The following is a 16,573-nucleotide window of genomic DNA, read 5'->3' on the forward strand; positions in this document are numbered from 1 at the left end:
ATTGAGTTGGTTCCCAAATCCAATCCTAAAACTCTTTTTACTTTCTTGTCCGTATTTTTTTGTTTTAATTTTTTCTATATTCGTTTTCTAATCTGAAGCAAATCACAATAAGGATTATTCCGTTGTGGAAACATTCGAAGCGGCCCTCACGGGTCGTTTCTGTTTTCAGACCTGTTCTATCTGAAAGGTCAGTCTTATGACTCTAACATAAGCTTGATCGCTTCTAGTCAGCTATCCCAACCCCTCCGGATCATTATCCTGCAAGTGCAAAGGATATGTTAAATTTATGTAAGTAAAATTAAAAAGCAAGCAGATTTTAAGTTAATGTCAGCTTTGTAGGTATTAATACTTATACCACAATCTGCGAATTACCCAGGTGAATCTACCACATTGCTAATTGCTTCAAATCGGCAGCAACGGCGAACTCACCGGTTATGCCGGTGGTTTACCAGCTAAGAAGAAATTACTGGAACTGGAAGGGGTGGTGATGGAAGAGCAATTAAAGTTGTTTTGATGTTATTGAGATGTCACCCCTACGGGGCTTCAAACCATAACGAAAAACCGTTCTATTAAGATAATACCCCTACGGGGCTAAGTGGTATAACGTAGCACTGTTCTAATAAGATGGCACCCCTACGGGGTTTTGTTAAGCATACCAGGACCTCGTAAGCCCCCTCATTCTTCATTCTTAATTCTTCATCCTTCATCCTTCCAATAATCCACCAATCCATCCATCGGACTTTGAAGCACTTTTCCCAGATGAACGCCATGGTTTTCTGTAGCGACTTTCAGTATATCACGAAAGTACCAGGCTACTGAACCTACACAATGCAGAGGCAGGACCTGGTGTCCTTCGTATTTCATAATCTGGCGCTTAATGAATTCGTCCATGCATTCTGTGACAAGATGCGAAACAAATGAATGATCCAGATTGGCTGAGAGAAACGGGCAAAAAGAAGCCAGAAATGCATTGGGCATGGGTACCTGGTAAACACGGCGTATCACCTCATCTTTGTCCGGTTGAAATTCCGTGTAAAATGACGTCGCCAGATCTTTGGGAACTTCGCCATAGAAGTATGCTCTGAGCCATTCCTTTCCGATAGCGGCGCCGCTGCCTTCATCTCCAAGTGCGAATGCCAGCGAGGGAACATGATGAATGATCTCCTTTCCGTTATACAAACATGAACTGGAACCTGTCCCCAGGATAGCCGCCATTCCGCTTTCCTTCCCACAAGTGGCATGCGCTGCCCCCAACAGGTCGTGGTAAGCGAAAATCGTGGCTTCGGGAAAAACGGACGCAAGGGCATCATCCACCCGCTTCATCCGCTCGGAAGAAGAATATCCGGCGCAATAAAATGCAACCTTATCGATGGACTTGCTGATCTTTGTCAACTCCGGAAGCAGCGCCGTCACCAACAACTGCTTCATGGTTTCCGAATCCTGAAATGTGGGATGGATACCGTTCGTGATCACTTCACAAACTACGCGACCGGCATCCAGCACACGCCATTGCGCTTTGGTGCCTCCGCTATCCGCCAGCAACAACATGGTTAGATGATCAGGCTCCTTCAGCAGCAGCCAAAGCAGCGTTCAGCTTGCCTACCTCCTGATCTATCCAATAGAGGCCCTTCGCATCCGTTCCGATGATGTCGATCTTGTCCAGCACTGTGCGGAAAAGTTTTTCCTCTTCATGTTGTTCCGCAACATACCATTGCAGGAAGTTATAGGTCGAGTGGTCTCCCTCCTTCTGACACAGATCCACCAGTTTATTGATGGAAGTGGTGACACCGATCTCATGCTTGAGTACCGTTTCGAAAATATTCCTGATGGTCGTGAATTTGCCGGTCATCTGCTTAACAGCAGGAATCTCCGCCGTGCCACCCGCATCATTGATATAGTGGATCAGCTTCAGCATATGGTCCTTTTCTTCTTCGAAATGACGATATAGAAATGCGGAACATCCTTCAAGGCTCTTACCCTCACACCATGATGCCATGGCAAGATAAAAGAATGCGGCCTCGGCTTCATGGATCACCTGATCATTCAGCGCTTTTTCAACTTTTTTAGAAAGCATGTAGATTAAGAATTTGTTTAAGACAAAATTATCATTCTCCGCGGGAATTCAAAGTAACATAAGTAACAGATACTGATGCGCCCGATCAATGAATAATGCCTACTTTTAGCGCTTCAAAAAGAACCGACCATGTACCCGAGTGTCACCGACATACTACGCGATCTGTTTGGACTCAACCTGGCCCTGCCGATCCAGACATTTGGCTTTTTTGTGGCCATCGCCTTTTTGTGCGGATCATATGTATTGGGCAAGGAGTTGAAACGCATGGAGGGATTGGGCTGGATGAACAGCCTGACCGAGAGGATGCTTATCGGTAAACCCGCTTCTACACAGGAGTTGGTCATTGCAGCAGTGGTTGGGTTCCTGATCGGCTTTAAACTGATATACGGCGCCCTGCACTACGGTGAACTGGTGGATGACCCACAGGGAGTGATCATGTCTGCCAAAGGTAGCTGGCTGGGTGGATTGCTCGGAGCAGCACTTTCAGCGTGGTCCAAGAAACGCGAGAAAGACAAAGAGAAACTGGCCAAACCGGAATGGAGAAATGTAGAGATTCACCCCTATGACCTGGTGGGGAACCTCACGCTTATTGCTGCAGCTGGCGGACTGATAGGTGCAAAGATCTTTCACATCCTGGAAGATACGACCGACTTTATGCGGGACCCCATAGGCGCCCTTACCTCTTTCAGCGGACTTACCTTTTACGGTGGATTGATCGTTGGTGCTGCAAGTGTGCTATGGTATGCCAGAAAAAAAGGCATTCCGCTTCTCCGTTTGATGGATGCCACGGCTCCGGCATTGATGCTGGCATACGGAGTGGGCCGTATCGGTTGCCAGATGGCAGGCGATGGCGACTGGGGAATTGTAAATACCCACCCCATGCCCGATTGGATGTCTTTTCTCCCGGAATGGATGTGGGCCTTCGACTACCCGCATAACGTAAACGGCGTCGGGATTCCCATCCCCGGATGCGAAGGCAAACATTGCGCTGTACTTCCGGAAACCGTCTACCCAACACCCTTTTATGAGTCTGTAATGGGTATTGGCCTTTTTGGTTTTTTGTGGAGCATCCGAAAAAAACTTCTGATGCCCGGAATGATGTTCTGTATATACCTCGTGGTGAATGGCCTTGAACGCTTTTTTATTGAAAAGATCCGCGTCAATGCCACCTACGATATCTTGGGCCATGCCATTACCCAGGCTGAGATCATTTCAGCAGCACTGGTACTCGTTGGCATCACCGGTATATGGCTCATCCGAAAACGCGGCGCTGTTTCTTCAACATCTGACCAATGACACCCGATCAGATCATTGCTCCCCTCTGTGATACGGCAAAAGAAGCCGGCGCTTATCTTTTGAACAAACAGCGCGAAGTTCATACGCTCACCGTAGAAACAAAAAGTCTTAATAGTTTCGTAACGGAAGCAGACAAGACCGCTGAAGCCATGATTGTGAACAGGCTCAGGAAGATCATTCCGGAAGCCGGTTTCATAGCAGAAGAAGGCACGGAAGACACCCGGGGAGAACGCTTCAACTGGGTCATTGATCCGCTGGATGGCACCACAAACTTCATCCATGGACTGCCCTGTTTCTGTGTAAGCATTGCGTTGATGGACAAAGAGGAGGTAGTTGCCGGTGTGATCTATGAACCGGTACTAAATGAATGTTTTCATGCCATCAAAAATGGCCCGGCCGTTCTGAACGGAAAAGAGATCAGGGTGAGTGATAAAGTCAAAACACAGGATGCACTGCTGGCCACGGGATTTCCGTATTACGACTATGGAAAGATGGAGGCGTACCTGAAACTGCTTGGGCACCTGATGGGCTCAAGTCGTGGCATCCGCCGATGGGGTTCTGCCGCCATTGACCTGGCCTATGTAGCATGCGGACGATTCGATGCCTTTTATGAATACGGCCTGCAGCCCTGGGATGTTGCCGCAGGCGCATTGATCGTGCAACAGGCAGGCGGCACGGTGAGCACCTTCAAAGGTGATGATGACTATGTTTTTGGAAAGGAGATCCTGGCCAGCAACACCGGCATTCACCCGGAGATGAAAGAAGCGATCAACCGGTTTTTCGACTAGCCCCCTGCCCGCCCGCTATTACCACCCTATTACGTATCTTTACTCATTAACGAGAACACATGCGAAGGATCATACTGTACTTATTGATGGTTATCGCCATCGCCGTATCGGCACAAGATCAAAAAACCACGAAACTGGTTTATCAGTTTGACATCAAGGAAATGATCGCTCCTGCTATGTGGCGGCAGACCAAACTCGCCTTTGAGGAAGCCGAGAAACTGGGTGCGGACATCATCCTCATCCACATGAACACATACGGAGGCATGGTACTAGATGCAGACTCCATACGTAGTCGCATCCTACGTTCTAAAATTCCGGTTCATGTATTTATAGACAACAACGCAGCATCGGCGGGTGCATTAATATCCATTTCATGTGATAGCATTTTCATGTCGCCCGGTGCAAGCATAGGTGCAGCAACGGTGGTAGATCAATCCGGAGAGAAAATGCCGGATAAGTACCAGTCATACATGCGTGCCACCATGCGCTCCACAGCCGAAGCAAAGCACCGTGACCCGCAAATCGCCCAGGCCATGGTGGACGAAAGTGTGTACATTCCCGGATTGATCGACAGTCTGCACGTACTTACCTTCTCCACAAAAGAAGCCATTGAACATGGCTTTTGCGAGGGAGAGGTAAATAGCGTGGAAGAGGTGATGGAGAAACTGGGCATCTCCGATTACACCATTCACAAATTCCATCCGGGTGCCATAGACAAGGTCATTGACTTTTTTCTAAACCCTTTCCTAAGCAGCATCCTCATCATGGTGATCATAGGAGGTATTTATTTTGAACTTCAGACGCCGGGTGTAGGATTTCCGCTGATCGCATCGTGCCTTGCAGCCATCATGTATTTTGCTCCTTTGTATCTGCAGGGACTGGCAGAGAACTGGGAGATTCTGATGTTTGTTGTAGGCTGTGTGCTGCTCTTACTGGAGATATTCGTGATCCCCGGGTTTGGCGTCGCCGGCATCCTGGGTATCATAGGGGTGGTTATGGGCTTGGCTTTGAGTTTGCTTAACAACATAGGCTTTAACTTTACCTTTATCGAAGTGAATGATGTGATCAAAGCTCTTTCGCTGGTGATCATTTCCTTCTTTCTTTCGATAGGAGGTTCATTGTACCTCAGCAGTCGTTTGCTTGGCTTTGGCATGTTCCGTAAACTCGTATTAACCAACGATCCGGGAAGCTATCGGGCCAATCTGGAAGAAAAGGAAAAGACTGAACTGCAACTGATCGGGAAGAAAGGCATTGCCTCAACGGTGCTGCGCCCTTCCGGAAAGGTCGAGATCAATGATGACATATACGACGCATTTGCGGAGACGGGCTACATTGAAAAAGGAACCGAGATAGTGGTTATCCGCTATGAAGCCGCTCAGTTGATTGTTGGCTTAGCAGGGTAGAATAAAAAAGTGCCGGCTCAAATGAACCGGCATCCAAAGAGCTCCTTAAGCAGCTGGAGGGCTACTGTTTCAGGAATCTACCGATGGATTTGCTTCCATCAGCATAGGTGATCTGCACCAGGTATATCCCGGTTGGCAGATCAGAGATATTCAAGGTATTACCCTCAGTCAGCACATCCATTTTCTGCCCCACGGAATTGTAGCAGGCAATCTCCTTTGCGATTTCATTACCGGCAATACTCACCACATCCTTTGCAGGATTGGGATACAAGAGCGCTTCCCCGATGTGTTGTTCGTTGGAAGACACCGTTTGCAGATCGATGATCTTCGGTGGTCCCTGAAGGAGGATGGTTTTTGCTGGTCCGGTACCGCAGGAATTGAACGCTTTCACATATACATTCCTCTTGGTTGCGGCAGGTGCTTCAAGGGTCAATACGTTGCCAGCGGTTGTCCAGCTGATGTTGTTGAATGAATACTTCAACTTAGCTCCAGGAGAGGCTGTAAAGGTATACTCCGCCGTAGATGGATCCGGAAAGCTTTTCTTGTATGTAAAGTCTGGCACCCCTGTTCCGATCTTAAGGTACCGTGGAACCGTTCTCTCACCATAAGCTGTATTGCCTTCTGCTTTGATCTGGATATAGTCCTGTGCATTGGGATCAAAGTTGGACGGAGGGTAAAAGGTGGCCGTCTTGTTCACCCCCGTTGATATGGGTGCGCTCATCGTCCATCCGGTAGGTGCGGTCGATGTGATTGAAATGATCTTCGGATCAAGATTGTTGGCGGTTACCGTGAACGAAGACTTTGAACATAACACCGAAGTGGAAGGGCTGATTGACAGGATGATCCGATTTGGTTTGCGAATACCGAAGATAGCCTGTACATCTGTATTGAATACAGAGTTTCCGGGTTCCAGTGCATCAAGCACGAAGTAGGCATCTTTACTTCCACCCCAACCCCAGTTCATATGAAAACGGCTTCCACTGTCGTAGCCATCGCATATCCATGAATGGCCACCGCCACCGCCTGAACCTCTCATATGGATCGGTGCATTTTCATCAAGCTCATCCTTGAATTTGGCGATCCAGCCGCTCAGGCTATAGGAAGATCTTTTTTTGGTATAGGCTTCCGGATAGCGGAAATGGTTGTGGTAGCCTTGCAATGCATCAGGGACGGTTTTTGCCGAACTGGATGGCCCATAGTCCATGCTCACACTCACACCGCAATGATACATCAGCAATGCCACTGCTCTCTTGGATGCCGTTGAAGAAGAGCTACTATAGGTCTTCGTCATGGCATTCCAATCATAGTAGGTAGTAGCAAAATTGGCTGACTGGGTGCCTTCTCCCGGAGAATTGTACGTCTTGGAGCCCTGTCCGTTGGCCGGATAGTTCCAGTAATACATCACCTGAGACATGCCGGTGGCCACACATCCTGTTACGGTACCCACGGGGCAGTTCATGTTATACGGGTCACCCTGACCCCACCGGGTTTTGATCAGCGGACTAACCACGATGGCTGTCACCGCCGCTGTCTTTCCATTGCCGTTCCACTCCATCATCACCTGTTCGTCTCCCTTCAATCCGTGATCCTTTGCATAAGCGATCTGTTCAGACAACCTGTTCAGATGAAATACATAGGCAGGTGGCAGATTGTCTGGTTCAAATGTACCTTCAACACTATAACCCAGAATCGGGCTAACCGCATCATCACCTGCAATAATCACATACCCGTTTCCATTACTTTCAGAGAATACGTAATACGCCGGTTTTTGTCCCGCCTGTGTTTGCACAAAACCGGTATGCGCAAGCTTCAGGTTTGCTGACGACGTCTTGTAAGTCGGATCAGCACCCCTGACGGAATTGTAAGCACCTGATGCCATTACACCGGCCTTTTCAGGGGACACGTCAGCGGCACGGTTCACTCCGGCCAAAGCCAGAAGAACCAGGATGGGTAATAGGTTTCTTTTCATATAAGAAATGTGTTGTTTAGGCCACAAATCTATTCCGGAAAAACAGGTTTGGATTACACAAAACAACAAAGATGATTTCCGGCCTAACCAAGGTGATTTCCGGACAAACCAAATGCTGTTAATTGGGAGGGAGAATGATCACGAAAGCGCGGTCAGTTTTGACATGACCTTGGACTTGTTTAATCTTGAAACGGGGATAACACTGTTATCATCCATGACCAGGTGGGGGTCGGCGGAACGAACGAAGGATTTCACACAACGCATGTTTACGATATGCGATTTATGCACGCGCATAAAGCCATGCTCGTCCAGCATATCTTCATATTCCTTGAGTGTTCGCGAAACGGTCTTTGATCCGCCATTCTTTAGGTAAAAGGTGGTATAACTGCTTTCACCCAGGCACCTGGTGATCTCGTGAACGGGAATGAATTCGATGGCCGTGCTCATAGGTAAACCAATGCGCGGATTACCAACATCCCTGCGCATGTTAGCAACCAGATTCTCCAGTGTCTTGAATGACTGAGGCGCAGAACTGCGATCCCACGCACGCTTTACCGCCTTCTGAAGTTCATCTACAGACACAGGTTTAAGGAGATAATCAATGGCGGCAAAGCGAAATGCACGAATGGCATATTGGTCATAGGCTGTGACAATAATGACCTGAAAATCATATCGCCCCAATTCCTCCAGCAGGTCAAAACCTGTACTTCCTTTAAGTTCTACATCCAGGAACAACAGGTCCGGTTTTTCCCTGGTAATGATAGACAGAGCCTGAGGTATATCAGACGCTACACCAACTACATTCACACCTGCACAGTAAGTAGAGAGCATGATGCTCAGATTCTCCAGGTTACCCGGATCATCGTCGACCAGTACGGTTCTAAGAGATGGCAAGTTCATTGATTTCCTTTGATTGATGGTGAACAGACAAGGGGAAAATAATTTCTACGAGGGTACCGGCAGAGGTCCCATCCCGGTTTAGCAGATCTTTGATATTCACAGCAGCCTTTCCCTGCATGCGTTGACTCAAAAGCTCCAGACGTTCTGTTGACAACCGGATGCCCATTGAGTTATGTTGTGAATGCCTGCTTTTCTGGGCCGCTGACACCGCTCTGCCAATGCCATTATCTTTTACAGTACAATGAAGGTTGTTACCGATCAGATCGAAAGCAATGTGCACTTTCCGGTCGGACTCCAGGCCCGCAATCCCGTGCTTGATAGCATTCTCTACAAAAGGTTGCACCATCATCGGAGGGATCTCCACCTCTTCCGGGTCCACATCTTCATCCATCCTGATCTCATATTCAAAGGGCATGCGGAGTGCTTCCAGCTGGATATACAATTCCAGGGTGTGAATCTCATCCTGAAGCGAAATGCTTTGCTTTCCGGAATTTTCCAGAATCCGTCGCATCAGTTTACCGAAGCTGGCAAGCGCTTCATTGGAACGTCGGATATCATTGCGATTGATCTGTAGCTGAATAGCAGACAATGCATTAAACATAAAATGAGGATCCATCTGTGCCCTGATGGCCATCAGTTCCAGGTCGGCCATTCTTTTCTTCAGTCTGTTCCTCCGACGCTCAAGGATAAGCTTGTAGACCATGAAGCCGGTTAATACAATCAGGGCAATCAATACCAAAAGGCCGTTTCGCTGGCTCGAATAAAGCTGGCTTTTCAGGATCGCCTGCCTGGCTTCCTTTGCCCTGAGCGTTTCGTTTGTTTTGGCGAGGGCCAACTCATTTTTCTTTTGCGTGGTCCAATACCATGCCTCAAGGTCAGCCACCTTTTCTGCATTCTCCAATTTAAACAAACTATCCTGTGCTCCCTCATACAACCGGTGATACACGCAGGCATTATCATGCTTCCCCCACTTTTCATAAAGGGATGCCAGGGTCATATAAACATTGGAAAGCATAAATTCCTTTTCCTGTTCCCGATGTTTTCCCAGGAAACCAAGGGCATACTTTTCTGCGCGTTGATAATCTCCTTTAAGGGTATATGCTCCTGCCAGCTGAAGATTGGCCGAATGACCGAAACCCTGATCATGACCGGACCAGTTGATCGCTTTTTCTGCAAAATATATGGCGGAATCAGCCTGTGCCTGCTCAAGTTTAATCGCGGCAAGCCCGGTATACATCTCATCCACACCTTGCTTGATGTTATACATCTCGCAGAAATTTATCCCCCTTCTGAATGCCTTCTCGGCGTTATCATAATCATGGATGGCCACATAACACTCGGCCAGTATGGGTAACGCACTTGAATAAACCGTTTTGGAATCCAACTCAAGAATGCCCGGCAGAATTTCTTCTATGGTGGCAATGGCCGTCCGATAGTTTTTCTGGCTCTTCAGCTGTATGGCAAAGACCGTCTTTGCATAGTATATTCTCCTGTAATCCTTATTGTCTTCATAGATCTTGATCGCCTCTTCAAGATATGACAATGCGGAATGTACTTCACCTTGCTCACTCAGGAATTGGGAATAATCGGCATATGGATCTGCGATAGCACGTGTACCCGGCGGAACAGAGTCTTTCAATGCCATGACTTCATCAAAATAAAACTGGATCGAATCCCGGGGCTCACCCAACAGAATAAAACACTTCATGATACACCCCTTGGCCACAGCCATCCGATCATATAGTTTTAATGACTTAAAGACATTAAATGCATCCCGGTAGCTTTGGATCGATCCGGCAAAATTGTTATCAAAACGGTAGATATTCGCCTTGATAAGGAAACTCTCTGCCTTGTACATCGGCAAATCCTTCTCATCCGCAAACCGAATCAGTTTATCCAGCCAGTAAAATGCCGTATCGGAATTTACCCTGCGATACTGCTTACCTATTCGGTACATGGTAAGCGCCACCACCGTATCCTCTTCTGCCTCTGAAAGAACGGTCTTTAGACTATCAATGGAGGCTTGCTGCATGGCATCCTGAGCCCGAACGGTGGACATGCCCATCAATAATAATAGGAGAAGCGTAGTGCGCATAAGTTGTACTTGGTGTAATTACTTCAACTGCACGGGTAGGTTTTTCCTGGCACTGTCACGCCTAAATGGTAAAGATGTTTCACCACCTGAAAAACACTTAAAAGGGAGTAACGAGCAATTCCTCCATATGCCCCGTTGCTGCAAATATAGTATGAATTTCTTCTTAGGATATTTCCGGGAGGTAATATCCATGTATCGATTGTAAAAAGCCCGCCACAAGCCTTCTTCCAATGCCTATAAAAATCCTTTCAAAGGCCGCCCTGAGTTAATATCGTGTGATATACAGGGCATAGAATCCAAAACAGACTTCCTATTTCTTTTGGTAGTAACTTTTGCCAATCGGGTCGTCAACGAACAGGTATTCTTCCATGATCAGTTCTTCATCAGTCAATCCCAATATGTTCACTTCGTAATCCGGAAACTCCCCGGGAGATTCGGGATTGTTATCGTAAAATGAGATGGCCTTCCCATTGTCAATCACACGCCACTTTCCTTCATTTTTCGTATCTCCCTCATCCTTGTCGTTATAATGCGCCACATAGGTACCATCCTTGAAGAACTCGAAAAAATAGTCCTGTGCTCCGGTCAGATGTTCCGTGAGTTGTCCGTCCATCACCGTAGTATGCCTGGTGAGCATCCATGTGCCAACAAGCTGTTTTGTCGCGTCCTTGTCTCCTTGCCCCCATGCACTTGGAATACCAATGATCAGAACGATACTGAAAAGTAAACTCAAACGGAGCGATGTCATATTAATCAGGATTGATTTCACTTGTCAATTTACAAAATTGGAAGGATTGAATAACAAAAGTGATCCTTTGCAACAAAAAAAGGCCTCCCGAAACCGAGAGGCCTTTTCTGTTATTGATTAAAGAATGCTACTGCATCTGGATAATTCTGCGTGTTGTCACGTTGTTTCCAAATCGAAGAACCACCATGTAGGTTCCCGGCAGAAGGTCATAGGCTTCTGCGCTGAAAGTATGGGAATATCTTCCCACATCCTGCATTCCGCTGGCCAGGGAAGCAATCTTCCTTCCCATCATATCCATCACTATCACATCCAGCTCGGTGCGCTGTGTAAGTTCGTAGGTGATATTGGTATACCCACGATATGGATTCGGATAGATGTTAAGTGTTGATACCGGATCGGCATTCTGAGGTGCGAACACTGAAATAACTTCCAGCGAGTCCATCTCCGTACATCCGTTGGCATCGGTCACCGTTACAAAGTACTTGTCAGGCACGGTCACATTGATGGACTGGGTGGTCGCACCTCCGGGTGCCCATACGTAATTGTATCCTGGTGTACCGCCAAATACATCGGCATAAAGATCAACGGAGCTTTGTCCGGTGGTTGCACTGATGCTCAGGTACAGGGCCGGAGGATCCATCAGGTTCACATTCAACACCCCTTTACAACCATTGTTATCGGTCACAGTCAGAGAATAGCTTCCGGATGTCAGACCCGTCAGATCCTCAGTGGTGGCGCCTGTGCTCCATAAAAATGTGTATGGTGTTGCACCTCCTGAAGGTGTCGCATCAATCGCCCCATCGCTGTCTCCATTACAAGACGGATAGGCATTGGCTGAAGCAACAGAAGGACCACCTGCATCACTCACACTGTGACTGGTCACATTGGTACAGCTATTCGCATCTGTCACCGTAACCGCATATGAAGAGGAGGATACACCCGTAATATCTTCAGTCGTGGCACCATTACTCCATAGGTAGGTATATGGCGGCACACCACCGGAAACCGTCAGGTCTACAGCACCATCCGCGTTACCACATGTGGAATTGGTTATACTTCCTGTGGCCAGAATAGCTGCCGGCTCGGTAATGGCAAAAGGAAATACACCTGCACAGTTATTGGCATCGGTGACCGATACACTGTAACTCCCGGCTTTCAGGCCGGTTCTGTTGGTGGTGGTATCTCCGTTCTCCCATAGGTAAGTGTAAGGAGCGACTCCGCCGGCCGCGCTGACCGACAAACTACCATCACTTCCACCTGCACAACTGACATCCACCGGGGTTGTTACCAGAGCCAGTATAGATGGCTCGGTTACCGGATAGGCCAGTGAATCCGCACAGCCATGCGCATCCGTGACTGTGACGTTATAAGTTCCAGCCATGAGACCACCGACATCTTCCGTAGTTGCTCCATTGCTCCACATAAATGTATAAGGCACGGTACCTCCGGATACCGTAAGGTCAATGGCACCATCCTGACCTGAGTTGCAATTTACATTGGTGGTGGATGCATTCACCATCAGTTGAGCAGGTTCGGTAACATTGATTGATGCCGTATCAATACATCCGTTCAGATCAGTGACGGTCAGCATATGCACACCATTGCTCAGGTTACTCAGGTCTTCCGTTGTAGCACCGTTATCCCAGAGGTATACATAACCCGGTGTTCCACCATTTACCGTCACATCAATCTCACCGTCACTATCGCCATGACAGGTTGGACTGGTAACGGCAAATGTGATATCAACGGCATCCGGCTCATTTAATGTATAGCTTTTGATGGTCAGACATCCCGTGCTATCCGTGACGGTGATGTTGTATGTACCGGCTGTGACCCCCATGAGATCTTCGGTAGTGGCGCCGGTGTTCCACAAATAGCTATACGGAGTTGTACCACCGGAAGTACTGATATTAACGGACCCGTCATTATTACCATGACAGGTAGGATCCGATAGGTTTTCAGTTACAGTTGGCGCTGACAGGTTGCTGATATTTGTTGAAAAGGTTTTCGTACAACCATTGGCATCCGTTACCGTTACCGTATAGCTTCCTGCCGGAATATTGGTCAGGTCTTCCGTTGTTGCTCCGTTGCTCCAGGCAAACGTATAACCGGGGTTACCGCCGAAGACATCAATGCCTGCCATACCATCACTGTTTCCGCACGTGGCGTCCTGAGTGTTGAGGAAGTCGGTGCTGACTGTTACGGCCGATGGTTGTCCAACCGTCACATTTCCAACCGCGGTACAACCCTTGGAATCAGTCACGGTAACATCATAATTGCCTGCCATCAAACCACTGATACTGGCTGAGGTCTGACCGCTCGACCACATGTAAGTATAACCGGGCATTCCGCCGGTAGGAGAAACACTGGCCATGCCGTCGTTGCCTCCATTACAGCTGGCATCGGTTACACCCATAGGGGCGTTCAACTGGTTCGGTTCTCCAACCACAAAACCATCCGTGGCGGTGCAACCGTTGGCGTCGGTTACGGTTACCATATAATTACCCGCACTCAACCCAACGGCATCCTGCATGGTGCTGCTATTATTCCAGCTATAATGATACGGTGGCGTTCCACCTGTTACTGACAGGTCCACACTGCCATCATTTCCTCCCTTACACGATGCATCCATCGGTGTTCCAGTGGTGCCGAGAACGGGAGGATCTTTCACCTCCGCTGAATCCACAACCATACATCCATTGGCATCAGTCAGCGTCACGTAGTACTTCATAGGCGACAGTCCACCGATATCCTGGGTGGTTGCGCTGTTACTCCAACTGTAAGTATATGGTTTAACACCACCCATTGGGTTCAGGTCAACGGTTCCGTTGCTACCGCCATTACAAGAAACATCGTGGGGATTCATTGTGGCCTTCAACTTGGCCGGTTCCCCGGTGTTGAAAGTTTTCATGGCCGTGCAGCCATTTGCATCTGTTACCGTAACAGTATGAGGTCCGGGCGGTAACGCCGTTGCGGTATCAGTTGTGATACCGTTGTCCCATATATAAGTGTATGGAGATGTTCCACCTGATGCATCTGCATCCAATGAACCATTATTGGCTCCGTTGCAGGTTGAATTGATTGCAGTTGCGGTAATGAGAATAGGTGTAGGATTGGTAATGGTTACACATGCGGTGGCCAGACAAAGATTCTGATCAATCACCACCACACAGTAATTTCCAGCAGGAACATTTTTCAAGGTATCTGTAATTGTTGCCTGGGGATCATCCCACACATAAGAGTATGGTGGTACACCACCTGATGCGACAACGATCGCCATTCCATCATTTCCGCCCGGGCAGTCCGGATTGGTCTTACTTACGGAAACAGATGGTGCGGTAACATCACCCACCGAGAAGGTTTCGTTGATCATACATCCCCTTGAGTCGGTCAGGGTCACGGAATAGTTCCCGGCTGACAGGCCCGTAGCAGTTGCACTGGTTTGCGAGTTCACATCATCCCACATATAAGTAACCGGTGGAACCACATCATTCGGATTCAGTGCGATGGAACCATCAGCATTCCCGCAGGTGGAAGGAGTGATCGTCTCATTCGGGTCCATTTGATCCGGTTGATTGACGAACTTTGAGTCCATCACCGAACATCCGTTGGCATCAGTTACAGTTACACTGTATGTGCCGGTTGGGATACCAACCAGATCCTTCGTGGTTGCTCCGTTGTTCCACATAAACATGAAAGGCGCGACGCCCATCACATCAAGGTGCAGTACGCCGTCATTTCCACCATAACAGGTAGGAGTGGTATCGGTCAGACTGGTCATGATGGAACCGATGGTTAGTGCAGTGGTTGTGGTATCTATTTCACCACACCCATTCATGGCAATCACCGTCACATTATAATTGCCGGGCGTATCATAAATATGTTTCTCATCCGGACTTCCACCAAGTATGGTGTTCCCGTCACCAAAATCCCAGTCGAACGATGAGCCACCAACAACGAGGAAAGACACCTCTTCGCAAGCATAATAGTTAGAACCATGTGGTGGGTTGGGTATAAATATCTGAGCATCCAGACCATTTCCACCGGTAATCACAACCTCTACAGAATCTGTAGAGCTGTTGCCACAGGCATTGGTTACGGTTAACCTGGCCCAGTAACTTCCGGTATCCGGAAATGCGTGACGGATGATGGTCACCTGCTGTGGCCCACCATCACCACCACCAACGTTGATAACCTGCGTGGCCACACCCGAGTCACCGTCACCGAAATGCCAGATATTGGAGGCATATTCACCGGCAAAATAAAGCACAACATCATCACCGGGACAATAGACCGAACCTTCATCCGGCAATCCGAAGCATGGTCCGCCACAACTGTTCAGGTCCGGAAAGATGTCATTCCTTATGTCAGCATTCAAATACAAGGTGGTATCCGCTCCGCAGCCATTGATGGCGGTAACCATCACGTTGTAATTCCCGGTATCCGCATAAACATGCATAAACTCCGGTGAATCGGTGGTATCAATCATTCCGTCACCTGTATTCCATATATACATCGGAAAGGATAAATCGCCGTCACTGAAAAACCGGATCATCGTCTGATCACCCGGACAACCTGCCATCACCTGCCCTCCCACAAAACCAAAGCCTATACCCTGCCTAACTTTTACAGTATCAGTATACATTCCGGTATTTCCACATGGATTCGTGATGGACAGACTCACGGCAAAATCACCAACTCCCGGGAAGCCATGCATAGGTTCTCTTTGGTTGGACGTGCTTCCATCTCCGAAATCCCATAAATATTGAGCGGTTTCTGAATAGTAGTTGGCCCTGAAACGCATCTTGTCACCCGGACAGATGGAATCGCCATTCACCCAGAATTGCGCATTGGGCGTGGCCAGACTGTCTACCCTAATATAAGTTGTGTCCGTATCCGAACCGCAGGTATAACCCAATACAAGCGTAACCATATAGGTTCCGGTATCACTGAACATGTGGTTTGGGTTCTCCTGGTTTGACGTCTGTCCATCTCCAAAATCCCATGAAAAAGAATTACCCGCACCGTTGTACCAGAAATAAAGATAATCCCCCGGACAAATGCTATCCGTGCTTCCTCCTATCCCATCCAAACCCTCTACAATAATGGTCTGTTCGAAACTCCCTACATACCCGAAACTACCATCAAATGCATGCATTTGCACCCGGTACTCACCTGGCCTGTCAAATAAATGTGTTGTATCTGTTCCGAAGTACGACTCCCCATCATCAAACTCCCAGTTGTAATAAACACCCGTCCCACTCGTGTTTGTGAATGTGACCAGGAGCGTGTCGCACCCA

The 16,573-nt window shown here is 48.1% G+C and carries 10 protein-coding genes and 1 pseudogene; 4 read left to right on the forward strand and 7 right to left on the reverse strand.

All coding sequences use genetic code 11. The features are described from left to right. Nucleotides 1-406 precede the first annotated feature (406 nt). A pseudogene (locus KDD36_11180) lies at nucleotides 407-514 on the forward strand (MGMT family protein). Nucleotides 515-696: 182 nt separating this feature from the next. Here KDD36_11180 and KDD36_11185 read toward each other — a convergent pair. Together KDD36_11185 and KDD36_11190 are read right to left on the reverse strand one after the other, a co-directional pair. Next, nucleotides 697-1,548, reverse strand: a complete 852-nt coding sequence (locus KDD36_11185; protein ID MCB0397211.1) for a hypothetical protein — start codon at nucleotides 1,546-1,548, stop codon at nucleotides 697-699. Nucleotides 1,549-1,558: 10 nt separating this feature from the next. Further along, on the reverse strand, nucleotides 1,559-2,074 hold the full coding sequence (locus KDD36_11190; GenBank protein ID MCB0397212.1) for a ferritin: 516 nt from the start codon (nucleotides 2,072-2,074) through the stop codon (nucleotides 1,559-1,561). A gap of 129 nt (nucleotides 2,075-2,203) precedes the next feature. Here KDD36_11190 and KDD36_11195 point away from each other — a divergent pair, with 129 nt between their 5' ends. From KDD36_11195 to KDD36_11205, 3 genes are read left to right on the forward strand one after another with little or no spacing between them, the layout of a single operon-like run. Continuing rightward, a complete protein-coding gene (locus tag KDD36_11195) occupies nucleotides 2,204-3,370 on the forward strand; it encodes a prolipoprotein diacylglyceryl transferase (protein MCB0397213.1) in 1,167 nt (388 codons plus the stop codon). Next, a complete protein-coding gene (locus KDD36_11200) occupies nucleotides 3,367-4,158 on the forward strand; it encodes an inositol monophosphatase (protein MCB0397214.1) in 792 nt (263 codons plus the stop codon). The genes KDD36_11195 and KDD36_11200 overlap by 4 nt, the downstream gene beginning before the upstream one ends. Nucleotides 4,159-4,217: 59 nt before the next feature. Beyond that, nucleotides 4,218-5,561: a nodulation protein NfeD gene (locus KDD36_11205; protein MCB0397215.1), complete on the forward strand. Its 1,344-nt coding sequence runs from the start codon at nucleotides 4,218-4,220 to the stop codon at nucleotides 5,559-5,561. 61 nt (nucleotides 5,562-5,622) lie between these two features. On the opposite strand, the gene KDD36_11210 is transcribed toward KDD36_11205, so the two are convergent. The 5 genes from KDD36_11210 to KDD36_11230 form a co-directional block, all read right to left on the reverse strand. Beyond that, complete coding sequence (locus KDD36_11210) at nucleotides 5,623-7,530, reverse strand: thiol protease/hemagglutinin PrtT (protein MCB0397216.1); 1,908 nt, start codon at nucleotides 7,528-7,530, stop codon at nucleotides 5,623-5,625. 138 nt (nucleotides 7,531-7,668) lie between these two features. Further along, the gene (locus tag KDD36_11215) at nucleotides 7,669-8,424 is read right to left on the reverse strand and encodes a response regulator transcription factor (protein MCB0397217.1); all 756 of its coding nucleotides are present in this window, start codon (nucleotides 8,422-8,424) and stop codon (nucleotides 7,669-7,671) included. Then, entirely contained in the window at nucleotides 8,411-10,489 is a 2,079-nt protein-coding gene (locus KDD36_11220) for a histidine kinase (GenBank protein ID MCB0397218.1), read from the reverse strand. Before KDD36_11220 ends, KDD36_11215 begins: the two co-directional genes overlap by 14 nt. A gap of 346 nt (nucleotides 10,490-10,835) precedes the next feature. After that, nucleotides 10,836-11,273, reverse strand: coding sequence for a lipocalin family protein (locus KDD36_11225; protein MCB0397219.1), 438 nt, complete (start codon nucleotides 11,271-11,273; stop codon nucleotides 10,836-10,838). A gap of 127 nt (nucleotides 11,274-11,400) precedes the next feature. Next, nucleotides 11,401-16,573 (reverse strand): PKD domain-containing protein (locus KDD36_11230; protein ID MCB0397220.1); only part of this gene is annotated, 5,173 nt, incomplete at its 5' end.

The sequence above is a fragment of the Flavobacteriales bacterium genome, assembly GCA_020435415.1.
In the GTDB taxonomy this organism is placed as follows: domain Bacteria; phylum Bacteroidota; class Bacteroidia; order JACJYZ01; family JACJYZ01; genus JACJYZ01.

What these genes read in the sequence shown, in the direction of transcription:
- KDD36_11225 (MCB0397219.1), bottom strand. Translation starts at nt 11,273, where the DNA reads ATGACATCGCTCCGTTTGAGTTTACTTTTCAGTATCGTTCTGATCATT.
- KDD36_11200 (MCB0397214.1), top strand. Translation starts at nt 3,367, where the DNA reads ATGACACCCGATCAGATCATTGCTCCCCTCTGTGATACGGCAAAAGAA.
- KDD36_11205 (MCB0397215.1), top strand. Translation starts at nt 4,218, where the DNA reads ATGCGAAGGATCATACTGTACTTATTGATGGTTATCGCCATCGCCGTA.
- KDD36_11210 (MCB0397216.1), bottom strand. Translation starts at nt 7,530, where the DNA reads ATGAAAAGAAACCTATTACCCATCCTGGTTCTTCTGGCTTTGGCCGGA.
- KDD36_11220 (MCB0397218.1), bottom strand. Translation starts at nt 10,489, where the DNA reads ATGTCCACCGTTCGGGCTCAGGATGCCATGCAGCAAGCCTCCATTGAT.
- KDD36_11190 (MCB0397212.1), bottom strand. Translation starts at nt 2,074, where the DNA reads ATGCTTTCTAAAAAAGTTGAAAAAGCGCTGAATGATCAGGTGATCCAT.
- KDD36_11195 (MCB0397213.1), top strand. Translation starts at nt 2,204, where the DNA reads ATGTACCCGAGTGTCACCGACATACTACGCGATCTGTTTGGACTCAAC.
- KDD36_11185 (MCB0397211.1), bottom strand. Translation starts at nt 1,548, where the DNA reads ATGTTGTTGCTGGCGGATAGCGGAGGCACCAAAGCGCAATGGCGTGTG.